The organism is Streptomyces sp. MNU76 (assembly GCF_020982545.1).
Classification (GTDB): domain Bacteria; phylum Actinomycetota; class Actinomycetes; order Streptomycetales; family Streptomycetaceae; genus Streptomyces.
On sequence record NZ_JAJKLK010000003.1, the window covers coordinates 1,008,768 to 1,029,484 of the forward strand.

Here is a 20,717-nt window from a genome sequence, read left to right on the forward strand (position 1 = left end):
TACCGCACACACCCGCACACCCCCGTACGACCAGCCCCTTACTGGAGGCATCTCGTGCACCCGTACGACGACAACAGACACCCCACCAGCGCCACCAGCACCTTCAGACGCCGCGGACTGCGCGGACCGATCGCCCTGCTGACCGGTCTGCTGCTCGCCGGCGCCTCGCTCTCCCTCACCGCGCCCCCGGCGGGCGCGGCGGACACCGAGCCGAAGGCGGCGGCCGCCGAGGACTTCCAGCAGGTCACCCTCGCCAAGGGCGAGCCGGAGGTCGGCGAGCCCATGTCGCTCGCCGTCCTCCCCGACCGCTCCGTCCTGCACACCTCGCGCGACGGCGAACTGCGGCTGACCGACGCGGCGGGCAACACCAGGCTCGCCGGCAAGCTCGACGTGTACAGCCACGACGAGGAGGGCCTCCAGGGCATAGGCGTCGACCCGGGCTTCGCCGACAACCGCTTCATCTACCTGTACTACGCGCCCCCGTTGAACACCCCGGCCGGTGACGCCCCCGAGACCGGCACGGCCGCGGACTTCGCGCCCTTCGACGGCGTCAACCGGCTCTCCCGCTTCGTCCTGAAGACCGACGGCACCCTCGACAAGGCCAGCGAGAAGAAGGTCCTCGACGTCCCCGCCTCCCGGGGCATCTGCTGCCACGTCGGCGGTGACATCGACTTCGACGCCGCCGGGAACCTGTACCTCTCGACGGGCGACGACAGCAACCCGTTCCAGTCGGACGGCTTCACCCCCATCGACGAGCGGTCCAACCGCAACCCGGCCTTCGACGCCCAGCGCACCTCCGGCAACACCAACGACCTGCGCGGCAAGATCCTGCGCATCAAGGTCGGCGCCGACGGGTCCTACACCGTCCCCGACGGCAACCTCTTCGCGCCCGGCACGGACAAGACGCGCCCCGAGATCTACGCGATGGGCTTCCGCAACCCGTTCCGCTTCAGTGTCGACAAGAAGACCGGCATCCTCTACGTCGGCGAGTACGGCCCCGACGCCGGCGCCGCCAGTGCCTCGCGCGGTCCGGCCGGTCAGGTCGAGTTCGCCCGGGTGACCAAGCCCGGCAACTTCGGCTGGCCGTACTGCACCGGCATGAACGACGCCTATGTCGACTACGACTTCGCCACCGGCACCTCGGGCGCGGCCTTCGACTGCGCGGCCCCGAAGAACACCTCGCCGAACAACACCGGCCTCACCGACCTGCCGCCCGCCGAGCCCGCCTGGATCCCCTACAACGGCAATTCCCTTCCGGAGTTCGGCGACGGCTCCGAGTCCCCGATGGGCGGCCCGGTCTACCACTACGACGCCTCGCTCGACTCCCCGGTGAAGTTCCCCGAGGCGTACGACGGCGACTTCTTCGCCGGTGAGTTCGGCCGCCGCTGGATCAAGCGGATCACCAGCGACGCCGACGGCACCGTGCAGTCGATCAACAACGTGCCCTGGACCGGCACCCAGGTCATGGACATGGCCTTCGGCCCGGACGGTGCGCTGTACGTCCTCGACTACGGCATCTCCTGGTTCGGCGGCGACGAGCACTCCGCCCTGTACCGCATCGAGAACGCCACCGACGGCCACTCCCCGATCGCCCAGGCCGCCGCCGACCGCACCTCCGGTCAGGCGCGGCTGAAGGTGCGCTTCTCCTCCGCCGGCACCAGCGACCAGGACGGCGACGCCCTCACCTACAGCTGGGACTTCGGCGACGGCTCCACCTCCACGGCCGCGAACCCCGCGCACACATACAAGAAGAACGGCACCTACACGGCGACCGTGACCGCGAAGGACCCCTCGGGCCGCACCGGCAGCGCCAGCGTACGGATCGTGGTCGGCAACACCGCGCCCAAGGTGACACTGGAACTCCCGCAGGACGGGCAGCTGTTCGCCTTCGGTGACGCCGTGCCGTTCAAGGTGAGGGTCAGCGACCGGGAGGACGGCCGCCCGATCGACTGCGCCAAGGTCAAGGTCACCTTCATCCTCGGCCACGACAGCCATGGCCACCCGGTGACCTCCGCCAACGGCTGCACCGGCACCATCCAGACCAGCGCCGACGGCGGCCACGACGAGAACGCCAACATCTTCGGGGTGTTCGACGCCGAGTACACCGACGGCGGAGGCGGCGGACAGGAGCCGCTGACCACCCACGACCAGAACGTCGTCCAGCCCACCCACCGCCAGGCCGAGCACTACGGCGACTCCTCCGGCGTCGCGGTCCAGACGAAGCCCACGGCCCACGGCGGCAAGACGGTCGGGGACATCTCCAACGGCGACTGGATCTCCTTCGAGCCGTACGTCCTGTCCAACGCCACGAAGATCACCGCGCGTATCTCCTCCGGGGGCGCCGGCGGCAAGCTGGAGGTCCGTGCGGGCTCGCCGACCGGGCGTCTCCTCGGCAGCGCGGCCGTGCCGGTGACCGGCGGCTGGGACACCTTCCAGGACGTCACCGCCAACCTGTCCCGCGCCCCGCGCGGCACCACCACGCTGTACCTGGTGTTCAAGGGGAGCGGCTCGGGCGGCCTGTTCGACGTGGACGACTTCACCTTCACGAAGCGGTGAGGGGGCGTCATGCCGGGATACGGACGCGGACGAGGACGCCTGTGGGCGGCGCTGGGTGGTGCCGCCCTGCTGATCGGCTGTGTGACGGGGCCCGCCGTGTCGGATGACGCGGGCGCCTCCGGAGGCCCTGGCGGTCCCGGCGGCGCGGGTCACGGGGACGAGCGCCGGGTGCTGGTCTTCTCCAAGACCGCCGGGTTCCGCCACGACTCGATCCCCGAGGGCGTCACGGCCGTACGGGAACTGGGCGCCGCCCACGGCTTCACGGTCGACGCCACCGAGGACGCCGGCGCGTTCACCTCGTGGAACCTGGGCCGCTACGACGCGGTGGTCTTCCTCTCCACGACCGGTGACGTGCTGAACGCTGCCCAACAGGGCGCGTTCGAGCGGTACATCAGACGCGGAGGCGCCTACGTGGGCGTCCACGCGGCCGCCGACACCGAGTACGACTGGGCCTTCTACGGCGGGCTCGCGGGGGCGTACTTCCAGTCGCACCCCGTGATCCAGCCCGCGACGGTCGACGTCGAGGACCATGCCCACCCGGCCACCGCCGGTCTGGGCGCCACCTGGAACCGCACGGACGAGTGGTACAACTACCGCTCCAACCCCCGTGAGCGGGCCCATGTCCTCGCCTCGCTCGACGAGTCGTCGTACACGGGCGGCACCATGAACAGCGACCATCCGATCGCCTGGTGCCAGGAGTACCAGGGCGGCCGCGCCTTCTACACCGGCGGCGGCCATACCAAGGAGTCCTTCGTCGAACCCGCCTTCCGTCAGCACCTGCTGGGCGGCATCCGGTGGGCGATCGGCGAGGCCCAGGCCGACTGCCGTCCGGAGAACGGCTACCGGCCGCTGTTCGACGGCACCGCCGGCTCGCTCGCGGCATGGCGGCAGGCGGGTCCGGGCTCCTTCACCCTGTCCGACGACGGCACGATCACGTCGTCCGGCGGGATGGGCATGCTCTGGTACGCCGACCGGAGCTTCGGGTCCTACTCCCTGAAGCTCGACTGGAGGATGTCCGGCCCTTCGGGCGACGACAACTCCGGTGTCTTCGTGGGCTTCCCGCCCTCCGACGATCCCTGGTCGGCCGTGAACAACGGCTACGAGGTCCAGATCGACGCCACGGACGTACCCGAGAGGACGACCGGGTCCGTCTACGGCTTCCGCTCCGCCGACATCAGGAAGCGCGACCGCGCCCTGAACCCGCCGGGGGAGTGGAACACGTACGAGATCCGCGTGGAGGGCGAGCGCCTCCGCGTCTGGCTCAACGGCGTGAAGATCAACGACTTCACCAACACGGATCCGGTACGGAGCCTGCGCGACGGTCACGTGGGCATCCAGAACCACGGATCCGCCGACCAGGTGTCCTTCCGCGACATCCGCGTCAAGGAACTGCCCGCGCGGGCCGCCGGCAGGGCGGACCCGCCACCGGGCGACTGAGCGACGGCGGGCGGGGGACGCCGGACCCCCGCTCGCCGTCTCGCCCCTTTCACCCTCACCGGCTCGATTCACCGGCTCGATTCACCGGCTCGACTCACTGGCCCGACGAGGAGGCTGCCCATGTCCGCGTCCGTGTCCGTTCCCCCATCGAGCGTCGGCGTCTGGCTGATCGGAGCACGAGGTTCCGTCGCCACCACCGTCGTCGCGGGCTGCGCGGCCGTCACGGCGGGCCTGCACACCCCGACGGGCATGGTCACCGAGTCCCCACTCTTCGCCGGCGCGGGTCTCCCGCCCCTCTCCTCGCTGGTCTTCGGCGGCCACGACACGGTCGACTGCCCCCTGCCCAAACGGGCCGAGACCCTGGCCTCCGGCGGCGTCCTGCCTCACGACCTCCCGGTGGCCGTCGCCGCCGAACTGGCCTCCGCCGACGGGGAGATCAGGCCGGGCGGCCCCCTCCCGGGCGACACCCGCACGCCCGACGAGCTGATCTCCTCCCACGCCGCCGACATCCAGGACTTCGTACGACGCCGGGGGCTGACCCGGGCCGTGGTGGTGAACGTGGCGTCGACGGAGCCCGCGCCCACCGGCGAGGCCCTGCCGCCCAGCTCCCTCTACGCGGCGGCCGCCCTGCGCGCCGGCTGCCCCTACGTCAACTTCACCCCCTCGACCGGCCTGCACCACCCGTCCCTGGCCTCCTTCACCTCCTCCTCCGGCCTCCCGTACGCCGGCCGTGACGGCAAGACCGGGCAGACCCTGCTCCGCTCGGTCCTGGGCCCGATGTTCGCGCAGCGGGCGCTGACCGTCCGGGCGTGGTCCGGCACCAACCTGCTCGGCGGGGGCGACGGCGCCGCCCTCGCCGACCCGGCCGCCGCCGCTGCCAAGAACGCCGGCAAGGAGCGCGTCCTGACCGACAGCCTCGGGGCGACCCCCGAGGGCGAGACGCACATCGACGACGTCCCCGCCCTCGGTGACTGGAAGACCGCCTGGGACCACATCGCCTTCGACGGCTTCCTCGGCACCCGGATGGTCCTCCAGACCACCTGGCAGGGCTGCGACTCCGCCCTCGCCGCCCCGCTGGTGCTCGATCTCGCCCGCCTCCTGGCCCGCGCCCACGAAGCGGGCCTCTCCGGCCCCCTGGCCGAGCTGGGCTTCTATTTCAAGGACCCGGTGGGGGAGAGCCCGGCGGCACTGGGGGAGCAGTACGCGGCGCTCGCGAGCTTCGCGGAGCGGCTGCGGCGGCATGACAGGGGCGGCGGGCCGGGGCCACGCGAGGAGACCCGATGAACCATCCACCCACCCCCCTCTCCTTCGGCTACGGCACCAACGGGCTCGCCGATCTGCGGCTCGACGACGCGCTCGCTCTCCTCGCCGACCTCGGGTACGACGGGGTCGGTCTCACCCTCGACCACATGCACCTCGACCCGCTCGCCCCCGACCTCGCCGCCCGCACCCGGCGGCTCGCGCGGCGGCTGGGCGAGCTCGGGCTGTCCGTCACCGTGGAGACCGGGGCCCGCTACGTCCTGGACCCGCGCCGCAAGCACGGCCCCACCCTGCTGGACCCCCCCGGACGACCGCGCCCGCCGCGCCGACCTGCTCGTCCGTGCCGTGCGGGTCGCCGCCGACCTCGGCGCCCACGCCGTGCACTGCTTCAGCGGGGTCACCCCGCCCGGCACGGACGAGGACACCGCCTGGAAACGCCTCCCCGACGCACTCGCCCCCGTCCTCGACGCCGCCACCGCCGCCGGCATCCCCCTCGCGATCGAACCCGAACCCGGCCACCTCCTCGCCACGCTCGCCGACTTCCACCGCCTCCGCGCGGCCCTCGACAGCCCCGCCGTACTCGGCCTCACCCTCGACATCGGCCACTGCCAGTGCCTCGAACCCCTCCCTCCGGCCGACTGCGTGCGCGCCGCCGCGCCCTGGCTGCGGCACGTCCAGATCGAGGACATGCGACGGGGCGTCCACGAGCATCTGCCGTTCGGCGAGGGCGAGATCGACTTCCCGCCCGTGCTGGAGGCCCTGGCCGCCGTCGGTTACGGCGCCCTGACCGTCGTCGAACTGCCCCGCCACTCCCACGCCGGCCCCCATTTCGCCGAACAGTCCCTCTCCTTCCTGCACAGATCGCTCCCGCACAGATCACTTCCGCACCGATCGACCGGCCGCACCACCCATCCCGGGAGCAGCTCGTGATCCCTGACCGCACCTCGCCCGCGCCGACGGCCGACCCCGCCCACCCGGCACACCATCCGGCCCACACCGCCCCCGCCGACCTGCGCCGCCACCTGGACGCCCACCTCACGGGCGCCGCCCACGCCTGGCTGGGCAGGGCGCTGGACGAGGCTGCCGAACACCCGGGCACCCACGGGCCCATCTCCCCCTGGGAGCTGCGCCTCGCCGAGGCGGGCCGACGCTGCGGCACCGAACACGCCGACGCCGTCCGCGTCCTGATCCTGCACGCGGCCCGCGCCGACACCGACGCGCTCACCCGGGTCTACCGCCAGGGCACCGCCGACGAACGCCGCGCGGTCCTGCACGCGCTGACCCACCTCGTGCCGGGCCCCGAAGCGCTGCACCTCGTGGAGGACGCCCTGCGCACCAACGACACCCGCCTGGTCGCCGCCGCGCTCGGCCCGTACGCCGCCCGCCGGCTGGCCCCGCACCACTGGCGGCACGCCGTCCTCAAGTGCCTGTTCACCGGGGTGCGCGTCGACGAGGTCGCCGACCTGCCCCGCCGCGTCGCGGGCGACACCGAACTCGCCCGCATGCTCCGCGCCTTCGCCGAGGAACGCACCGCCGCGGGCCGTCCCGTACCCGAGGACCTGTACCGCGTCCTGGCCCTGACCGCGCCCCCACCGTCCGCCGAGCCCGGCCTCGACGGCGAGGAGTCCTGATGCGCATCTTCGACCCCCACATCCACATGACGTCACGCACCACGGACGACTACGAGGCGATGCGCGAGGCGGGCGTCCGCGCGGTCGTGGAGCCGGCCTTCTGGCTGGGCCAGCCCCGCACATCGCCCGAGTCCTTCGTCGACTACTTCGACTCCCTGCTCGGCTGGGAACCCTTCCGCGCCGCCCAGTACGGCATCGCCCACCACTGCGCGCTCGCCCTCAACCCCAAGGAGGCGAACGACCCGCGCTGCACCCCGGTCCTGGACCAGCTGCCCCGCTACCTGCTGAAGGACGGGGTCGTGGCGGTCGGCGAGATCGGCTACGACTCCATGACCCCGGCCGAGGACCACGCGCTCGAACACCAACTCCAGCTGGCCGCCGACCACGGGCTGCCCGCCCTCGTCCACACCCCGCACCGGGACAAGCTCGCCGGCCTGCGCCGCACCCTCGACGTCGTACGGGCCTCCGCCCTGCCCGTCGAACGGGTGCTGCTCGACCACCTCAACGAGACCACCGTCGAGGAGGCCAGGGACAGCGGCGCCTGGCTCGGGTTCTCCGTCTATCCCGACACCAAGATGGACGAGGAGCGCATGGTCGCCGTCCTCAAGACGTTCGGCCCGGAGAAGGCGCTGGTCGACTCCGCCGCCGACTGGGGCAGGAGCGACCCCCTGAAGACCCGCAAGGTGGCCGACGCCCTGCTCGCGGCCGGGTTCGACGAGGACGACGTCGACCTGGTGCTGTGGCGCAACCCGGTGGCGTTCTACGGACTCAGCGGCCGGCTCGACCTGGACGTCGTCACGACGGACGCCACGCACGAGGGAAACAGCATCCTGCGCGGCGGTGAGTGACCCATGCGCTTCCGCCACCCCGACGGCTCCACCGTCCACCTCGCCTACTGCACCAACGTGCACCCGGCCGAGACCCTCGACGGTGTCCTCGCCCAGCTCCGCGACCACTGCGAGCCCGTCCGCCGCCGCCTCGGCCGCGACCGCCTCGGCATCGGCCTGTGGCTGGCCAGGGACGCCGCCGCGGCCCTGGTGACCGACCCGGCCGCGCTGCGCGGCCTGCGCACCGAACTCGACCGGCGCGGCCTGGAGGTGGTCACCCTCAACGGCTTCCCCTATCAGGGCTTCGGCGCCGAGGAGGTCAAGTACCGCGTGTACCGGCCGGACTGGGCCGACCCCGAGCGGCTCGACCACACCACCTCCCTCGCCCGGGTGCTCGCCCAGCTCCTCCCGGACGACGTCACCGACGGCACCGTCTCCACCCTGCCCCTGGCCTGGCGCACCGCCTACGACGACACCCGCGCCGCCCGCTCCCGCACCGCCCTGCGCACCCTCGCCGAACGCCTCGACGTCGTGGCCGAGTTGACCGGCCGCTCCATCCGCATCGGCCTGGAACCCGAACCGGGCTGCACCGTCGAGACCACCGCCGACGCGATCGGACCCCTGACCGACATCGGCCACGAACGCATCGGCATCTGTGTCGACACCTGCCACCTCGCCACCTCCTTCGAAGACCCGCACACCGCCCTGGACGCCCTCACCCGCGCCCGTGTCCCCATCGTCAAATCCCAGCTCTCGGCCGCTGTGCACGCCGAACACCCCCACCTCCCCGAGGTCCGCGAAGCCCTCGCCGCCTTCGACGAGCCCCGCTTCCTGCACCAGACCCGCACCTCCACGGCCCGGCGGCCCGCGGCACGACGACCTCGGCGAGGCCCTCACGGGCGACGCGCTGCCCGACGCCTCCCCTGGCGCGCCCACTTCCACGTCCGCTGCGCGGCCCCGCCGCGCCCCTCACCTCCACCCTCCCGGTCCTCAAGGCCGCACTGGCCCACCTGGTCGGCGGCGCCCACCCGCTCACCCGCCATCTGGAGGTCGAGACCTACACCTGGCAGGCCCTGCCCCGAGCTGCGCCCCAGCACACGCCCAACTGGCCGACGGCATCGCCGCCGAACTCGCCTTAGCACGCGACCTGTTGACGGACCTCGGCCTCAAGGGCTGCCATGAACCCCGAGGCCGCCCCACCCCGCGACCCGACGCCGGGCCCACCCTCTCCTCGTCCTGGACGTCGTCGGCCTCACCCCCCGTCTCCTCGACCACATGCCCCACCTCAAGGCCCTCGGACAGTCCGGCTCCCGCGCCCCGCTCGGCACCGTCCTGCCCGCCGTCACCTGCGCCGCCCAGTCCACCTTCCTGACCGGCACGCTCCCCGCCGAGCACGGCATCGTCGGCAACGGCTGGTACTTCCGCGAACTCGGCGACGTCCTGCTGTGGCGCCAGCACAACGGCCTCGTCGCCGGCGACAAACTCTGGGACGCCGCCCGCCGCGCACACCCCGGCTACACGGTCGCCAACATCTGCTGGTGGTACGCCATGGGCGCCGACACCGACATCACCGTCACCCCCCGTCCGATCTACTACTCCGACGGCCGCAAGGAACCCGACTGCTACACCCGCCCCCCGGCCCTGCACGACGAACTCACCGCGAAACTCGGCACGTTCCCCCTGTTCCACTTCTGGGGACCGGGCGCCGACATGGTCTCCAGCCGCTGGATCATCGATGCCACCCGCCACGTCGTCCGCACCCGCCGCCCCGACCTGGCGCTCTGCTACCTCCCCCATCTCGACTACGACCTGCAGCGCTTCGGCCCCGACGACCCGCGCTCCCTGAAGGCGGCCGCCGACCTGGACCGGGCCCTGGCACCCCTGCTCGACGACGCCCGCGCGGACGGCCGTACCGTCGTCGCGCTCTCCGAGTACGGCATCACCCGCGTGAACCGTCCCGTCGACATCAACCGCGCCCTGCGCCGCGCCGGCCTCCTCGACGTGCACACGCAGGACGGCATGGAGTACCTCGACCCGATGGCCTCACGCGCCTTCGCGGTCGCCGACCACCAGATCGCCCATGTGTACGTACGCCGCGCCGAGGACCTGGACGCCACCCGGGAAGCCCTCGCGGATCTCCCCGGGATCGATCAACTCCTCGACGACGAGGGCAAGAAGGCCCATCACCTCGACCATCCACGCTCCGGCGAGTTTGTCGCCGTCGCGGAGCCGGACGCCTGGTTCACGTACTACTACTGGCTCGACGACGATCGCGCGCCCGACTTCGCACGCCTCGTCGAGATCCATCGCAAACCCGGCTACGACCCGGTCGAGCTGTTCATGGACCCGCTCGACCCGCTGGTGAAGCTCAAGGCGGCCACGGCACTGGCCCGCAAGAAACTCGGTCTGCGCTACCGCATGGCGGTCGTGCCGCTGGACCCCTCGCCTATTCGCGGCAGCCACGGCCGCCTTCCCGTGAGCGACGACGACGGTCCGCTCATCATCTGCTCCACCCCCCGAGCCGTCGGTGACCGTGTGGCGGCCACCGATGTGAAAGCACTCCTGCTCCGACTTGCCGGCCTGTCCTGACCGGTGCCCAGGACACATGGGGTCCTGACTGGTCACAAGTGAAGCACTCACCACTGACAACGCCCGCCCACCCAGAGGAGTTCCAGCATGAGCCGCATGCACCAGACCGATCCCGAGCTCACCCACCGCCTCAGCAGACGAGGCATGCTCGGCGTCGCCGCCGGCACCACCGTCGCGGCTCTGCTGGGCGCGGCCGCCCCGGCGCAGGCCGCCGCGGGCACCGACTCCGCGGCCGCCGGCAAGGGCCGGGGCCGCCCTGTCCTCCCGCCCGGCCGGCTCGGCATCCAGCTCTACAGCCTGCGCGACAAGGTCTCCACCCTCGGCTTCGCGCCCGTCTTCGCCGAGTTGGAGAAGTACGGCTACGACGAGGTCGAGTTCGCCGGCTACACCCAGGGTTCGGCGGGCCCCATCACCCTCGCACAGCTCAAGCGCCTGGCCCGCAACCACGGCCTGACCCCGATCGGCAGCCACGTCGGCTACTACTCCAGCGACCCGAACGCGTACACCTTCGCCCAGAACCTCACCAAGGTCCTCGACGACGCCCAGGCCCTGGGCCTCAAGCACATCGGCACCGCCGCCGGTCCGTTCCGCTACGGCACGACCGTCGACGCGATGAAGCGGGCCGCCCACGAGTTCAACACCTACGGCGCGGCGGCCCGGGCACGGGGCATGAAGTTCTACCAGCACAACCACAGCGAGGAGTTCTCCTTCGCCACCGACAACCCCAGGGTGCGCCTCTACGACGTGCTGCTCCGCGAGACCGACCCCGACCTGGTCTTCCTGGAGATGGACATCTTCTGGGCCTACGTGGCCCAGTTCCGGTTCTCGAAGCGGCCCGACGGCACGGCCGCGCCCTTCGAGCCCCTCGACTACGTCCTGCGGCGCCCGAACCGCTACCCGCTCTTTCACGTCAAGGACGGCGAGAGCGACCCGTCGAACCCCTTCGGCTACCGCATGGTGGACGTCGGCGACGGCGACATCGACTACCAGAAGTTCATCTCGGCCGTCACCCGGCTGAAGGGCCACCGTCTCGCCCACCACTGGCAGGCCGAGCACGACAACCCCTCCGAGTCCCTCACCTTCGCCCGCCGCTCCAGCGAGCACCTGCACTCGCTGCGGGAGAAGTGCTGACCGGCGGCGGACGACAACGGCAGCAGGCGGCCGCCCCGTGGTCCCGCACCACGGGGCGGCCGCCTGCTGCCGTACGCGAAAGGCGTCAGACCACTTCGTCACCGAGGGGGCGGGGGTTGGGAGCGATGTGCTTGCTGCGGGGCCGCCCCGGCGGGTGCAGGAAGACCGCCACGCCACCGGCGAAGAGCGAGATGGAACCGGCGAGCACGAAGGCGCCCGCGTAGTCCCAGGCGCCCACGACCACGGCGCCCATACCGGAACCGAGAAGCCCGGACACCAGCTTGGAACTGTAGACCAGACCGTAGTTGGAGGCGTTGTTGTTCTCGCCGAAGTAGTCCGCGGTCATCGCCGCGAACATCGGGAAGATGGCGCCGCCGCCGAAGCCGGAGATGCTGGAGAACACCAGGAACAGCGGCAGGTTGCCGATGTTGCCGGACCACAGGATGCCGTACTGGGACAGACCCAGCACGATGCAGACGAAGATCAGGCACTGCTTGCGGCCGTAGCGGTCGGAGAGCCAGCCGATGACACCGCGGCCCGTGCCGTTGACGATCGCCTTCAGGGACATCGCGGTGGCCACGATCCCGCCCGCGAAACCCGCCTCGTTGCCGAACGGCACCTGGAAGGCGATGCCGAAGATGTTCACACCCGAGGTGCACAGCAGACAGAACCACATCAGCGCGACCCGGCCCGTCCGCCAGGCCTCACCCGGCGTGTACTGCTTCACGGCCGGCGGGTTCTTCTCCAGCGCGCGCCGCGCGCGCGGGTCGTCCGGCTTGCGCAGCGGGTCGACCTCGGCCGGCCACCAGTTCTTCGGCGGGTCCTGGAAGAAGTAGCCCGCCGCGGCGACGACCGCCGCGAGGAACACACCGACACAGACGAGCACCCAGCGGAAGTTCGTCAGGTCCATGTACCCGGTGAAGATGAAGACGAAGGGCACCGAACCGTAGGCGAAGCCGCCGTTGACGAAGCCGGTCTTGCCGCCCTTGCGCTCGGGGTACCACTTGCCGACCATGTTCACGCAGGTCGCGTACACCATGCCGGCTCCCATGCCGCTGAACATGCCGAAGCCGATGTACGCGACGACGACGTGCGGTGCGAACGCGAGGGACACGTACCCGAGGAGGGTGCCGACGGCGCCCAGCATCATCGCCCAGCGGGCGGGGAGTTTGCCGCTCTCACGGAGTTTCCCCGCTGGGAAGGCCACCGCGGCCTGGAAGAACACCCAGACGCCCAGCATCCAGAAGATGTGCTGGTTGCTCCAGCTGTGCGCCGTGTGCAGAGTCTCCTCGGCGGACGCGAACGCGTACTCCGCCGAGCTGATGCCCATCATGCCCACCCACGGCAGGATGACCATCCACTTGCGTTTGCGCCCCATGATGTCCAGGTCGGACTCGCCGATCCGGTACATCCGGCCGCCTGCGTCCGTCACCTCCCGGTGGGGGACGGGTGTGGAGATGTCAGTTGTTGCCATGTCGATCGAACCCTCCGCGTGGAAGAAGTCTGGCCAGCGCCCCCTGTCCGTGCTTCTCTGCGCCGGGGCCCGCGGTGAGCGGTCGCCGCAGGCCCCGTGGTTCGAGCCGTCGCTCAGCTCATCGACCGCCTCCCAACAGCCCAGCGGCCCGCGCCCAGCGGGCAGTGTCACGCCCCGGGGGCAACCCCCGGCTCCCCGGCCGACTCGCAGCCGACGCGCCCATCAGAGCAAACCTGCGGCCCGCGCCCAGCGGGCAGTGTCACGCCCCGGGGGCAACCCCCGGCTCCCCGGCCGACTCGCAGCCGACGCGCCCATCAGAGCAAACCTGCGGCCCGCGCCCAGCGGGCAGTGTCACGCCCCGGGGGCAACCCCCGGACCCCCGGCCGACTCGCAGCCGACGCGCCCATCAGAGCAAACCTGCGGCCCGCGCCCAGCGGGCTGTGTCACGCCCGGGGGACGACCCCCGGACCCCCGGCCGTACCGCAGCTGGCGCGCCCGTCACAGCAACCCCGCGGCCCGCGCCCAGCGGTACTTCGCGCCCAGCACCGCCACCGGCTTCTCGGTCGTGTACGGGTACGCCACGACCCCCCGCTCGAAGAGGTACTGGCAGGCCTCCTCCACCTCGACGTCACCCGCGAGCGACGCGACCACGGGCTTCTCGATGCCGCGCTCCCGGAACTCGGCCACCACGCGCGCGGTGAGCTTCGCGAAGACCATCGGGGGAGTGACGATGGTGTGCCAGTAGCCGAGGACGAGCGCGTGGATGCGCGGGTCCGTAAGGCCCAGCCGGATCGTCGCCTCGTACGTCGACGGCGGCTCGCCCCCGGTGATGTCGACCGGGTTGCCGGCCGCCCCGAACGGCGGGATGAACGTCCTGAACGACGCGTCCAGGTCCGGCGGGATCTCCATCAGGGTCAGCCCGTTGTCCGTCACCGCGTCCGACAGCAGCACACCGCTGCCGCCGGCCCCCGTGATGATCACGACGTTGTCGCCCTGGGGCGCCGGCAGCACCGGCAACGCGCGCGCGTACTCCAGCATGTCGTTCAGGCCGGGCGCCCTGATGACACCGGCCTGCTTGAGGATGTCCTCGTACACGGCGTCGTCGCCCGCCAGCGCGCCCGTGTGCGAGCCCGCCGCCTTCGCCCCGGCGGCCGTACGGCCCGCCTTCAGGACCACGACCGGCTTCTTCGGGACGGTCGCCCGCGCGGCCTCCACGAAGGCCCGCCCGTCCTTCAGGTCCTCCAGGTGCATGGCGATGCACTCGGTGTGCGGGTCCTCGCCGAACCAGGTCAGCAGGTCGTCCTCGTCCAGGTCCGACTTGTTGCCGAGGCCGACGATCGCCGACACACCCGTCTTCGTGGTGCGCGCGAAGCCCAGGATGGCCATCCCGATGCCGCCGGACTGCGAGGTGAGCGCCACCCCGCCCTTGACGTCGTAGGGCGTGCAGAACGTGGCGCAGAGGCCCTGCCAGGTCGAGTAGTAGCCGTAGATGTTCGGTCCGAGCAGCCGGATGCCGTGCCGCTCGGCGATCGCCACGATCTCCTCCTGGAGCTCGTGCTCGCCGGTCTCGGCGAAACCCGACGGGATCAGAACGGCGTTGGGGATGCCCTTGCGACCCACATCCTCCAGCGCCGCAGCCACGAACTTGGCGGGGATCGCGAAGACCGCCACATCCACCTCACCGGGAACGTCCGTGACACTCTTGTACGCCTTGCGGCCCAGAATGTCATCGGCCTTGGGGTTCACCGGATGGATCTCGCCGGCGAAGCCTCCGTCGACGAGGTTGCGCATCACCGAGTTGCCGATCTTGCCCTGCTCGTTGGAGGCCCCGATCACGGCCACCGACGAGGGCTGCATCAGCCGGCGCATCGACGTCAGGATCTCGTCCCGCGGGTAGGTGCGCCTCGGCTTCGGCACCGACTCCGCGAGGATCACCCGGATGTCCGCCGCGACCGCGCCCTCCGGGGTCGCGATCACCGGGTTGAGGTCCACCTCGGCGATCTCCGGGAAGTCCGCGACGAGTTCGGAGACCCGGCGGATCTGCTCGGCGATCGCCCACCGGTCCACGGCGGGCGCCCCGCGCACCCCCCGCAGGATCTCGGCCGCGCGGATCGAGTCCAGCATCGACAGCGCCTCGTCCGCGTCGACCGGAGCGAGCCGGAACGTCACGTCCTTGAGGACCTCGACCAGCACCCCGCCGAGCCCGAACGCGACCACCTTGCCGAACGTCGGGTCCGTCACCGCGCCGACGATGACTTCCTGCCCCTTCGGCAGCAGTTCCTGCACCTGGACGCCCTCGATACGGGCGTCCGGCGCGTACGCGCGCGCGTTGTCGACGATGGTGTGGAACGCCGCCCGTACGTCGGCCGCGCCCTCCACCCCGACGATCACCCCGCCCGCGTCGGTCTTGTGCAGGATGTCCGGCGACACGATCTTCATCACCACCGGTCCGCCGAAGCGCGCCGCGAACGACACCGCCTCCTCCACGTCCCGGGCCAACTCCTCGCCGGGTACGGCGATCCCGTACGCGTCGGCGATCACCTTGCCCTCGGGAGCGGTCAGCGCGCACCGTCCCTCGGCCCGTACGGCGTCGAGGAGCTCACGCACCCGTGCGCCCCGGTCTTCGGCCATCAATCAGATCACTCCGTTCGACTTGAGCAGGCGCAACTCCTCGTCGCCGAGCCCCAGCTCGCCGACGTAGACCTCTTCGTTGTGTTCGCCGAGCAGGGGTGAACTGGTCACGTCCACGGGGGAGTCGGACAGCTTCAGTGGGCTGCCGACGGTCACGAACTCACCGCGCTCGGGGTGCGGCACGGTGACGACCATCTCGTTGGAGACCAGCGACTCGTCCTCGATGATCTCCTTGGTGGACAGGATCGGCCCGCACGGGATGTTGTGCGCGTTCAGCCGCTCCAGCACCTCCCACTTGGGCAGGGTGGACGACCACTCCTCGATCAGCTGGAACATCTTGTTGAGCTTGGGCAGCCGGGCCTCCGGCGTCGCCCACTCGGGGGCGTCCGCGAGCTCCGGCCGGCCGATGAGTTCGCTCAGCGGCTGCCAGCCGACGGGCTGCACGATGACGTAGACGTAGTCGTTCGGGCCGCCCGGCGCGCACTTGACGGCCCAGCCGGGCTGGCCGCCGCCGGACGCGTTCCCGGACCTGGGAACCTCGTCGCCGAAGTCGTCGTTGGGATATTCACGGAGCGGGCCATGTGCCAGCCGCTGCTGGTCCCTCAGCTTCACCCGACAGAGGTTGAGGACGGCGTGCTGCATGGCCACGTTGACCCGCTGGCCGCGCCCGGTGCTCTCCCGCTGGTACAGCGCCGCGAGGATTGCCGCCACGGCGTGGATGCCCGTGCCCGAGTCCCCGATCTGGGCCCCCGTCGCCAGCGGCGGCCCGTCCTCGAAGCCGGTGGTCGCCATGGACCCGCCCATGGCCTGCGCGACGACCTCGTACGCCTTGAAGTTGGTGTACGGGCCGTCCCCGAACCCCTTGATGGAGGCATAGACGATACGCGGATTGATCTCCTGGATACGATCCCAGGTGAAGCCCATGCGGTCCACCGCGCCCGGTCCGAAGTTCTCGACCATGACGTCGGAGCGCCGGATCAGTTCGGTGAGGATCTCCTTGCCGCGCTCGGTCTTGGTGTTGAGGGTGATGCTCCGCTTGTTGCAGTTGAGCATCGTGAAGTAGAGGGAGTCGACGTCGGGGAGGTCGCGCAGCTGCTTGCGCGTGATGTCGCCCGTCGGCGCCTCCAGCTTCACCACGTCCGCGCCGAGCCAGGCGAGGAGTTGGGTGGCGGACGGGCCGGACTGGACGTGCGTCATGTCGAGGACGCGGACGCCTTCGAGAGCCTTGGTCGACGTTCCTGCGGTGGGGGTCATCGAGGGCACCTCACTTGTACATCGTCTGGTTCATGGTTCCGGGGGCGTACGCGTCCGGGTCGACCCAGACGTTGATGAGCGACGGCTTGCCGGACTCACGGGCGCGCCGGAGCGCGGGGCCGATGTCGGCGGGGTCGCGGACCTCCTCGCCGTATCCGCCCAGCATCTGGGCGAACTTGTCGTAGTGGACGTCGCCGAGGGTGTTGCCGACGCGCTCGCGCTCCTCGCCGTACTTGGCCTTCTGGCCGTAGCGGATCTGGTTCATGGAGGAGTTGTTGCCGACGATGCCGACGAAGGGGAGGTCGTAGCGGACGAGGGTCTCGAAGTCCCAGCCGGTGAGGGAGAAGGCGCCGTCACCGAAGAGGGCCACCACCTCCTTGTCGGGCCGCGCCTTCTTGGCGGCGAGCACGAAGGGGACGCCGACGCCGAGCGTGCCGAGGGGACCCGGGTCCATCCAGTGCCCGGGTGACTTGGGCTGCACGACCTGACCGGAGAAGGTGACGATGTCGCCGCCGTCGCCGATGTAGATCGAGTCCTCGGTGAGGAAGTCGTCGATCTCGCTGACCAGCCGGTAGGGGTGGATGGGCGAGGCGTCGGACTTCAGGCTGGGCAGCCGCTTCTCGATGGCGGTCTGCTCGGCGGCGCGCAGCTCGTCGAGCCACTCCTTGCGCCTCGACGCGCCCCCGTTGCCGTACCCATGAAAAGCGTGTCCGGAGGCCGCCTCGGTCACCGACTTGAGCACGAGGCCCGCGTCGCCGACGATCCCGAGGTCGATGTCGCGGTTCTTGCCGACGGTCCGGTAGTCGAGGTCGATCTGGACGACGGTCGCGTCCGGCGACAGCCGCTTGCCGTAGCCCATGCGGAAGTCGAAGGGCGTACCGACGATGACGATGACGTCGGCGTGGGAGAAGGCGTACCGGCGGGAGAGCTGGAAGTGGTGCGGGTCGCCCGGCGGGAGTGTGCCGCGCCCGGCGCCGTTCATGTACGCCGGGATGTTGAGCGTGCGCACCAGTTCGATCGCGGACTCGGTTCCCCGGGTCGTCCACACCTGGCTGCCCAGCAGGATCGCGGGCTTCTCGGCGTGCACCAGCAGGTCGGCGAGCTTCTCGATCGCCTCGGGGTCGCCGGCCGAGCGGGTCGAGGCCCGGTAGGCGCCGGCCTTCGGGACGCGTGCCTTCTCCACCGGCACCTTGGCGTCGAGGACGTCACGGGGGATCTCCAGGAAGGAGGGGCCGGGGGCGCCGTGGTAGCACTCGCGGAACGCCATCGACACCATGTCGGCGGCGCGGGCCGTGTCCGGCACGGTCGCCGCGAACTTGGTGATGGGCGTCATCATGTCGACGTGCGGCAGGTCCTGGAGGGACCCCATCTTGTGCTGGGTGTGCGCGCCCTGACCGCCGATCAGCAGCATCGGGGACTCCGCGCGGAAGGCGTTGGCGACACCGGTCACGGCGTCGGTGGTACCGGGGCCGGCGGTGACGACCGCGCAGCCGGGCTTGCCCGTGATACGGGCGTAGCCGTCGGCGGCGTGTGCGGCGACCTGCTCGTGGCGGACGTCGACGACCTCGATGCCCTCGTCGACGCAGCCGTCGTAGATGTCGATGATGTGGCCGCCGCACAGGGTGTAGATGACCTCCACACCCTCCGCTTTGAGTGCCTTCGCGACGAGGTGACCACCGGAAATGAGGTCCTGGCTGTTGCCGTCGGGCATGGCGAAGTCCTGTCCCTTCGTAGGGGTTTCGTGGGGTCTTCGTGAGCTCTTCGTGGGGTCTTCGGTACGGGTCGGAGCGCTCTCGCGGCTAATTGCATACAGTCGACGAATACTGTATGAAGCTTGTTATCCCGCATCCGGTGGGTGGTGTCCAGGGGGCGTGCGGCACTTTTGAGTCAGGAGCCGGAATGGACCTGTTCGAGCACCAGGCAAGGGAACTCTTCGAGGAACACGGCATAGCGGTGCCGAGGGCGGAAGTCACCGACTCGCCCAAGGAAGCCGGCGGGATCGCCCGCCGACTCGGCGGACGCGTCGTCGTCAAGGCCCAGGTGAAGACCGGCGGACGCGGCAAGGCGGGCGGGGTGAAGCTCGCCGCCGACCCCGCGGCCGCCGAACTGACCGCACGGCAGATCCTCGGCATGGACATCAAGGGCCACACCGTCCGAAAGGTGATGATCGTCGAACCCGTCGCCATCGAGAGCGAGTTCTACGTCTCGTACGTCCTCGACCGCGCCGCCGGCCGCTTCCTCGCGATCGCCTCGGCCGAGGGCGGCATGGAGATCGAGGAGGTGGCGGCGACCAGGCCCGAGGCGGTGGCCCGGATCCCGATCGACCCCGTCGAGGGCGTCACCTCCGCGAAGGCGTCCGCGATCGCCGAGGCGGCGGGCCTGCCCCCGCAGACCGTCGATGTCCTGATGCGGCTCTGGCAGGTGCTGACCTGCGAGGACGCCCTCCTCGTCGAGGTCAACCCGCTCGTCCGCACCGAGCAGGGCCGCATCCTCGCCCTCGACGGCAAGGTAGCCCTCGACGACAACGCCGGTTTCCGCCAGACCCGCCTGGGCGACGAGGGCTTCGCGCACGACGACCCGCTGGAGGCGGCGGCAGCCGCCAAGGGCCTCAACTACGTGAAACTGAACGGCGAGGTCGGCGTCATCGGCAACGGTGCCGGACTCGTCATGTCCACCCTCGACGTGGTCGCGGGCTGCGGCGCCCGCCCCGCCGACTTCCTCGACATCGGCGGCGGCGCCTCCGCCCGGATCATGGCCGACGGCCTCTCCGTCATCCTCTCCGACCCCGACGTGAAGTCCGTCCTCGTCAACGTCTTCGGCGGGATCACCGCCTGCGACGCGGTCGCCGACGGGATCGTGCAGGCCCTGGACAGCGTGCAGTTGACGAAACCTCTGGTCGTCCGCCTCGACGGCAACAACGCCGCACGCGGCAGGGCGATCCTCGACGACCGTGACCACCCCCTCGTCCACCAGGCCACCACCATGGACGGCGCCGCGCGCCGCGCCGCCGACCTCGCCCACGCGAACTGAGGAGCCCGGACATGGCCATCTACCTCACCAAGGAGAGCAAGGTCCTCGTCCAGGGCATGACCGGCGGCGAGGGCATGAAGCACACCCGACGGATGCTCGCGGCCGGCACGAACGTCGTCGGCGGCGTCAACCCCCGCAAGGCCGGCCGCACCATCGACTTCGACGAGCGGGCCGTCCCCGTCTTCGGCTCCGTCGCCGAGGGCATCGAGGTCACCGGCGCCGACGTCACCGTCGTCTTCGTCCCACCCGCCTTCGCCAAGGCGGCCGTCGTCGAGGCGGCCTGCGGCGGCATCGGCCTCGCCGTCGTCATCACCGAGGGCATCCCCGTCCACGACTCCGTCGCCTTCACGGCCTACGCGCTAGACAAGGGCACCCGGATCATCGGCCCCAACTGCCCCGGACTGATCACCCCCGGCCAGTCCAACGCGGGCATCATCCCCGCCGACATCACCAAGCCGGGACGCATCGGCCTCGTCTCCAAGTCCGGCACCCTCACCTACCAACTCATGTACGAACTCCGCGACATCGGCTTCTCCACCTGCGTCGGCATCGGCGGCGACCCCGTCGTCGGCACCACTCACATCGACTGCCTCGCCGCCTTCCAGGACGACCCCGACACCGAACTGATCGTCCTCATCGGCGAGATCGGCGGCGACGCCGAGGAACGGGCAGCCGCATACGTCCGCGACCACGTCACCAAGCCCGTCGTCGGCTACATCGCCGGCTTCACGGCCCCCGAGGGCAAGACGATGGGCCACGCCGGCGCGATCGTCTCCGGCTCCTCCGGTACGGCGCGGGCGAAGAAGGCGGCGCTGGAGGCGGCCGGGGTACGGGTCGGGAACACCCCCACCGAGACCGCCCGGCTGGTGCTGGCCGCACTGGAAGGCAGTGCGTGAC

14 protein-coding genes and 1 pseudogene are annotated in these 20,717 nt (G+C 71.0%); 11 read left to right on the top strand and 4 right to left on the bottom strand.

What is annotated here, in order from left to right:
• Positions 1 to 54 precede the first annotated feature (54 nt).
• The 9 genes and pseudogenes from E4N62_RS10845 to E4N62_RS10885 all read left to right on the top strand — a co-directional run bounded on the left by E4N62_RS10845 (position 55) and on the right by E4N62_RS10885 (position 11,431).
• Complete coding sequence (locus E4N62_RS10845) at positions 55 to 2,556, top strand: PQQ-dependent sugar dehydrogenase (RefSeq protein ID WP_230213692.1); 2,502 nt, start codon at positions 55 to 57, stop codon at positions 2,554 to 2,556.
• Positions 2,557 to 2,565: 9 nt separating this feature from the next.
• Complete coding sequence (locus tag E4N62_RS10850) at positions 2,566 to 3,993, top strand: ThuA domain-containing protein (RefSeq protein WP_230213693.1); 1,428 nt, start codon at positions 2,566 to 2,568, stop codon at positions 3,991 to 3,993.
• A 120-nt stretch (positions 3,994 to 4,113) separates the two neighbouring features.
• Complete coding sequence (locus E4N62_RS10855; protein ID WP_230213694.1) at positions 4,114 to 5,277, top strand: inositol-3-phosphate synthase; 1,164 nt, start codon at positions 4,114 to 4,116, stop codon at positions 5,275 to 5,277.
• Positions 5,274 to 6,183 (top strand): annotated as a pseudogene (locus E4N62_RS10860) (sugar phosphate isomerase/epimerase family protein). Before E4N62_RS10855 ends, E4N62_RS10860 begins: the two are co-directional and overlap by 4 nt.
• Positions 6,180 to 6,884 carry an EboA domain-containing protein gene (locus tag E4N62_RS10865; RefSeq protein WP_374116967.1) on the top strand — a complete coding sequence of 235 codons (705 nt, stop codon included), beginning with the start codon at positions 6,180 to 6,182 and terminating at the stop codon, positions 6,882 to 6,884. Before E4N62_RS10860 ends, E4N62_RS10865 begins: the two are co-directional and overlap by 4 nt.
• On the top strand, positions 6,884 to 7,732 hold the full coding sequence (locus tag E4N62_RS10870) for a TatD family hydrolase (protein WP_230213695.1): 849 nt from the start codon (positions 6,884 to 6,886) through the stop codon (positions 7,730 to 7,732). Before E4N62_RS10865 ends, E4N62_RS10870 begins: the two co-directional genes overlap by 1 nt.
• 3 nt (positions 7,733 to 7,735) lie before the next feature.
• Positions 7,736 to 8,893, top strand: a complete 1,158-nt coding sequence (gene eboE, locus E4N62_RS10875; protein WP_230213696.1) for a metabolite traffic protein EboE — start codon at positions 7,736 to 7,738, stop codon at positions 8,891 to 8,893.
• Positions 8,894 to 8,986: 93 nt separating this feature from the next.
• The gene (locus tag E4N62_RS10880) at positions 8,987 to 10,300 is read left to right on the top strand and encodes an alkaline phosphatase family protein (protein ID WP_374116968.1); all 1,314 of its coding nucleotides are present in this window, start codon (positions 8,987 to 8,989) and stop codon (positions 10,298 to 10,300) included.
• 87 nt (positions 10,301 to 10,387) lie between these two features.
• The gene (locus E4N62_RS10885; RefSeq protein WP_230213697.1) at positions 10,388 to 11,431 is read left to right on the top strand and encodes a sugar phosphate isomerase/epimerase; all 1,044 of its coding nucleotides are present in this window, start codon (positions 10,388 to 10,390) and stop codon (positions 11,429 to 11,431) included.
• A gap of 85 nt (positions 11,432 to 11,516) precedes the next feature.
• Here the strand turns inward: E4N62_RS10885 and E4N62_RS10890 are convergent, their stop codons facing one another.
• From E4N62_RS10890 to E4N62_RS10905, 4 genes are all read right to left on the bottom strand, one after another.
• Positions 11,517 to 12,905, bottom strand: a complete 1,389-nt coding sequence (locus E4N62_RS10890; RefSeq protein ID WP_230213698.1) for an OFA family MFS transporter — start codon at positions 12,903 to 12,905, stop codon at positions 11,517 to 11,519.
• 498 nt (positions 12,906 to 13,403) lie between these two features.
• Positions 13,404 to 15,536, bottom strand: coding sequence for an acetate--CoA ligase family protein (locus tag E4N62_RS10895; RefSeq protein ID WP_230213699.1), 2,133 nt, complete (start codon positions 15,534 to 15,536; stop codon positions 13,404 to 13,406).
• 3 nt (positions 15,537 to 15,539) lie between these two features.
• Entirely contained in the window at positions 15,540 to 16,790 is a 1,251-nt protein-coding gene (frc, locus tag E4N62_RS10900; RefSeq protein ID WP_230213700.1) for a formyl-CoA transferase, read from the bottom strand.
• Between the two features lie 10 nt (positions 16,791 to 16,800).
• Positions 16,801 to 18,501, bottom strand: a complete 1,701-nt coding sequence (locus tag E4N62_RS10905) for a thiamine pyrophosphate-binding protein (protein ID WP_230213701.1) — start codon at positions 18,499 to 18,501, stop codon at positions 16,801 to 16,803.
• Between the two features lie 188 nt (positions 18,502 to 18,689).
• On the opposite strand from E4N62_RS10905, the gene sucC reads away from it, so the two are divergent.
• Complete coding sequence (gene sucC / locus E4N62_RS10910; RefSeq protein WP_230213702.1) at positions 18,690 to 19,820, top strand: ADP-forming succinate--CoA ligase subunit beta; 1,131 nt, start codon at positions 18,690 to 18,692, stop codon at positions 19,818 to 19,820.
• An 11-nt stretch (positions 19,821 to 19,831) separates the two neighbouring features.
• On the top strand, positions 19,832 to 20,716 hold the full coding sequence (gene sucD, locus E4N62_RS10915) for a succinate--CoA ligase subunit alpha (RefSeq protein WP_230213703.1): 885 nt from the start codon (positions 19,832 to 19,834) through the stop codon (positions 20,714 to 20,716).
• Position 20,717 lies beyond the last annotated feature (1 nt).

Excerpts from the sequence above, each read along its gene's own strand:
- E4N62_RS10855 (WP_230213694.1), top strand. The coding sequence starts at position 4,114 with ATGTCCGCGTCCGTGTCCGTTCCCCCATCGAGCGTCGGCGTCTGGCTG.
- E4N62_RS10880 (WP_374116968.1), top strand. The coding sequence starts at position 8,987 with ATGCCCCACCTCAAGGCCCTCGGACAGTCCGGCTCCCGCGCCCCGCTC.
- E4N62_RS10870 (WP_230213695.1), top strand. The coding sequence starts at position 6,884 with ATGCGCATCTTCGACCCCCACATCCACATGACGTCACGCACCACGGAC.
- sucD (WP_230213703.1), top strand. The coding sequence starts at position 19,832 with ATGGCCATCTACCTCACCAAGGAGAGCAAGGTCCTCGTCCAGGGCATG.
- E4N62_RS10905 (WP_230213701.1), bottom strand. The coding sequence starts at position 18,501 with ATGCCCGACGGCAACAGCCAGGACCTCATTTCCGGTGGTCACCTCGTC.
- E4N62_RS10850 (WP_230213693.1), top strand. The coding sequence starts at position 2,566 with ATGCCGGGATACGGACGCGGACGAGGACGCCTGTGGGCGGCGCTGGGT.
- E4N62_RS10885 (WP_230213697.1), top strand. The coding sequence starts at position 10,388 with ATGAGCCGCATGCACCAGACCGATCCCGAGCTCACCCACCGCCTCAGC.
- frc (WP_230213700.1), bottom strand. The coding sequence starts at position 16,790 with ATGACCCCCACCGCAGGAACGTCGACCAAGGCTCTCGAAGGCGTCCGC.
- E4N62_RS10895 (WP_230213699.1), bottom strand. The coding sequence starts at position 15,536 with ATGGCCGAAGACCGGGGCGCACGGGTGCGTGAGCTCCTCGACGCCGTA.
- E4N62_RS10890 (WP_230213698.1), bottom strand. The coding sequence starts at position 12,905 with ATGGCAACAACTGACATCTCCACACCCGTCCCCCACCGGGAGGTGACG.
- sucC (WP_230213702.1), top strand. The coding sequence starts at position 18,690 with ATGGACCTGTTCGAGCACCAGGCAAGGGAACTCTTCGAGGAACACGGC.
- eboE (WP_230213696.1), top strand. The coding sequence starts at position 7,736 with ATGCGCTTCCGCCACCCCGACGGCTCCACCGTCCACCTCGCCTACTGC.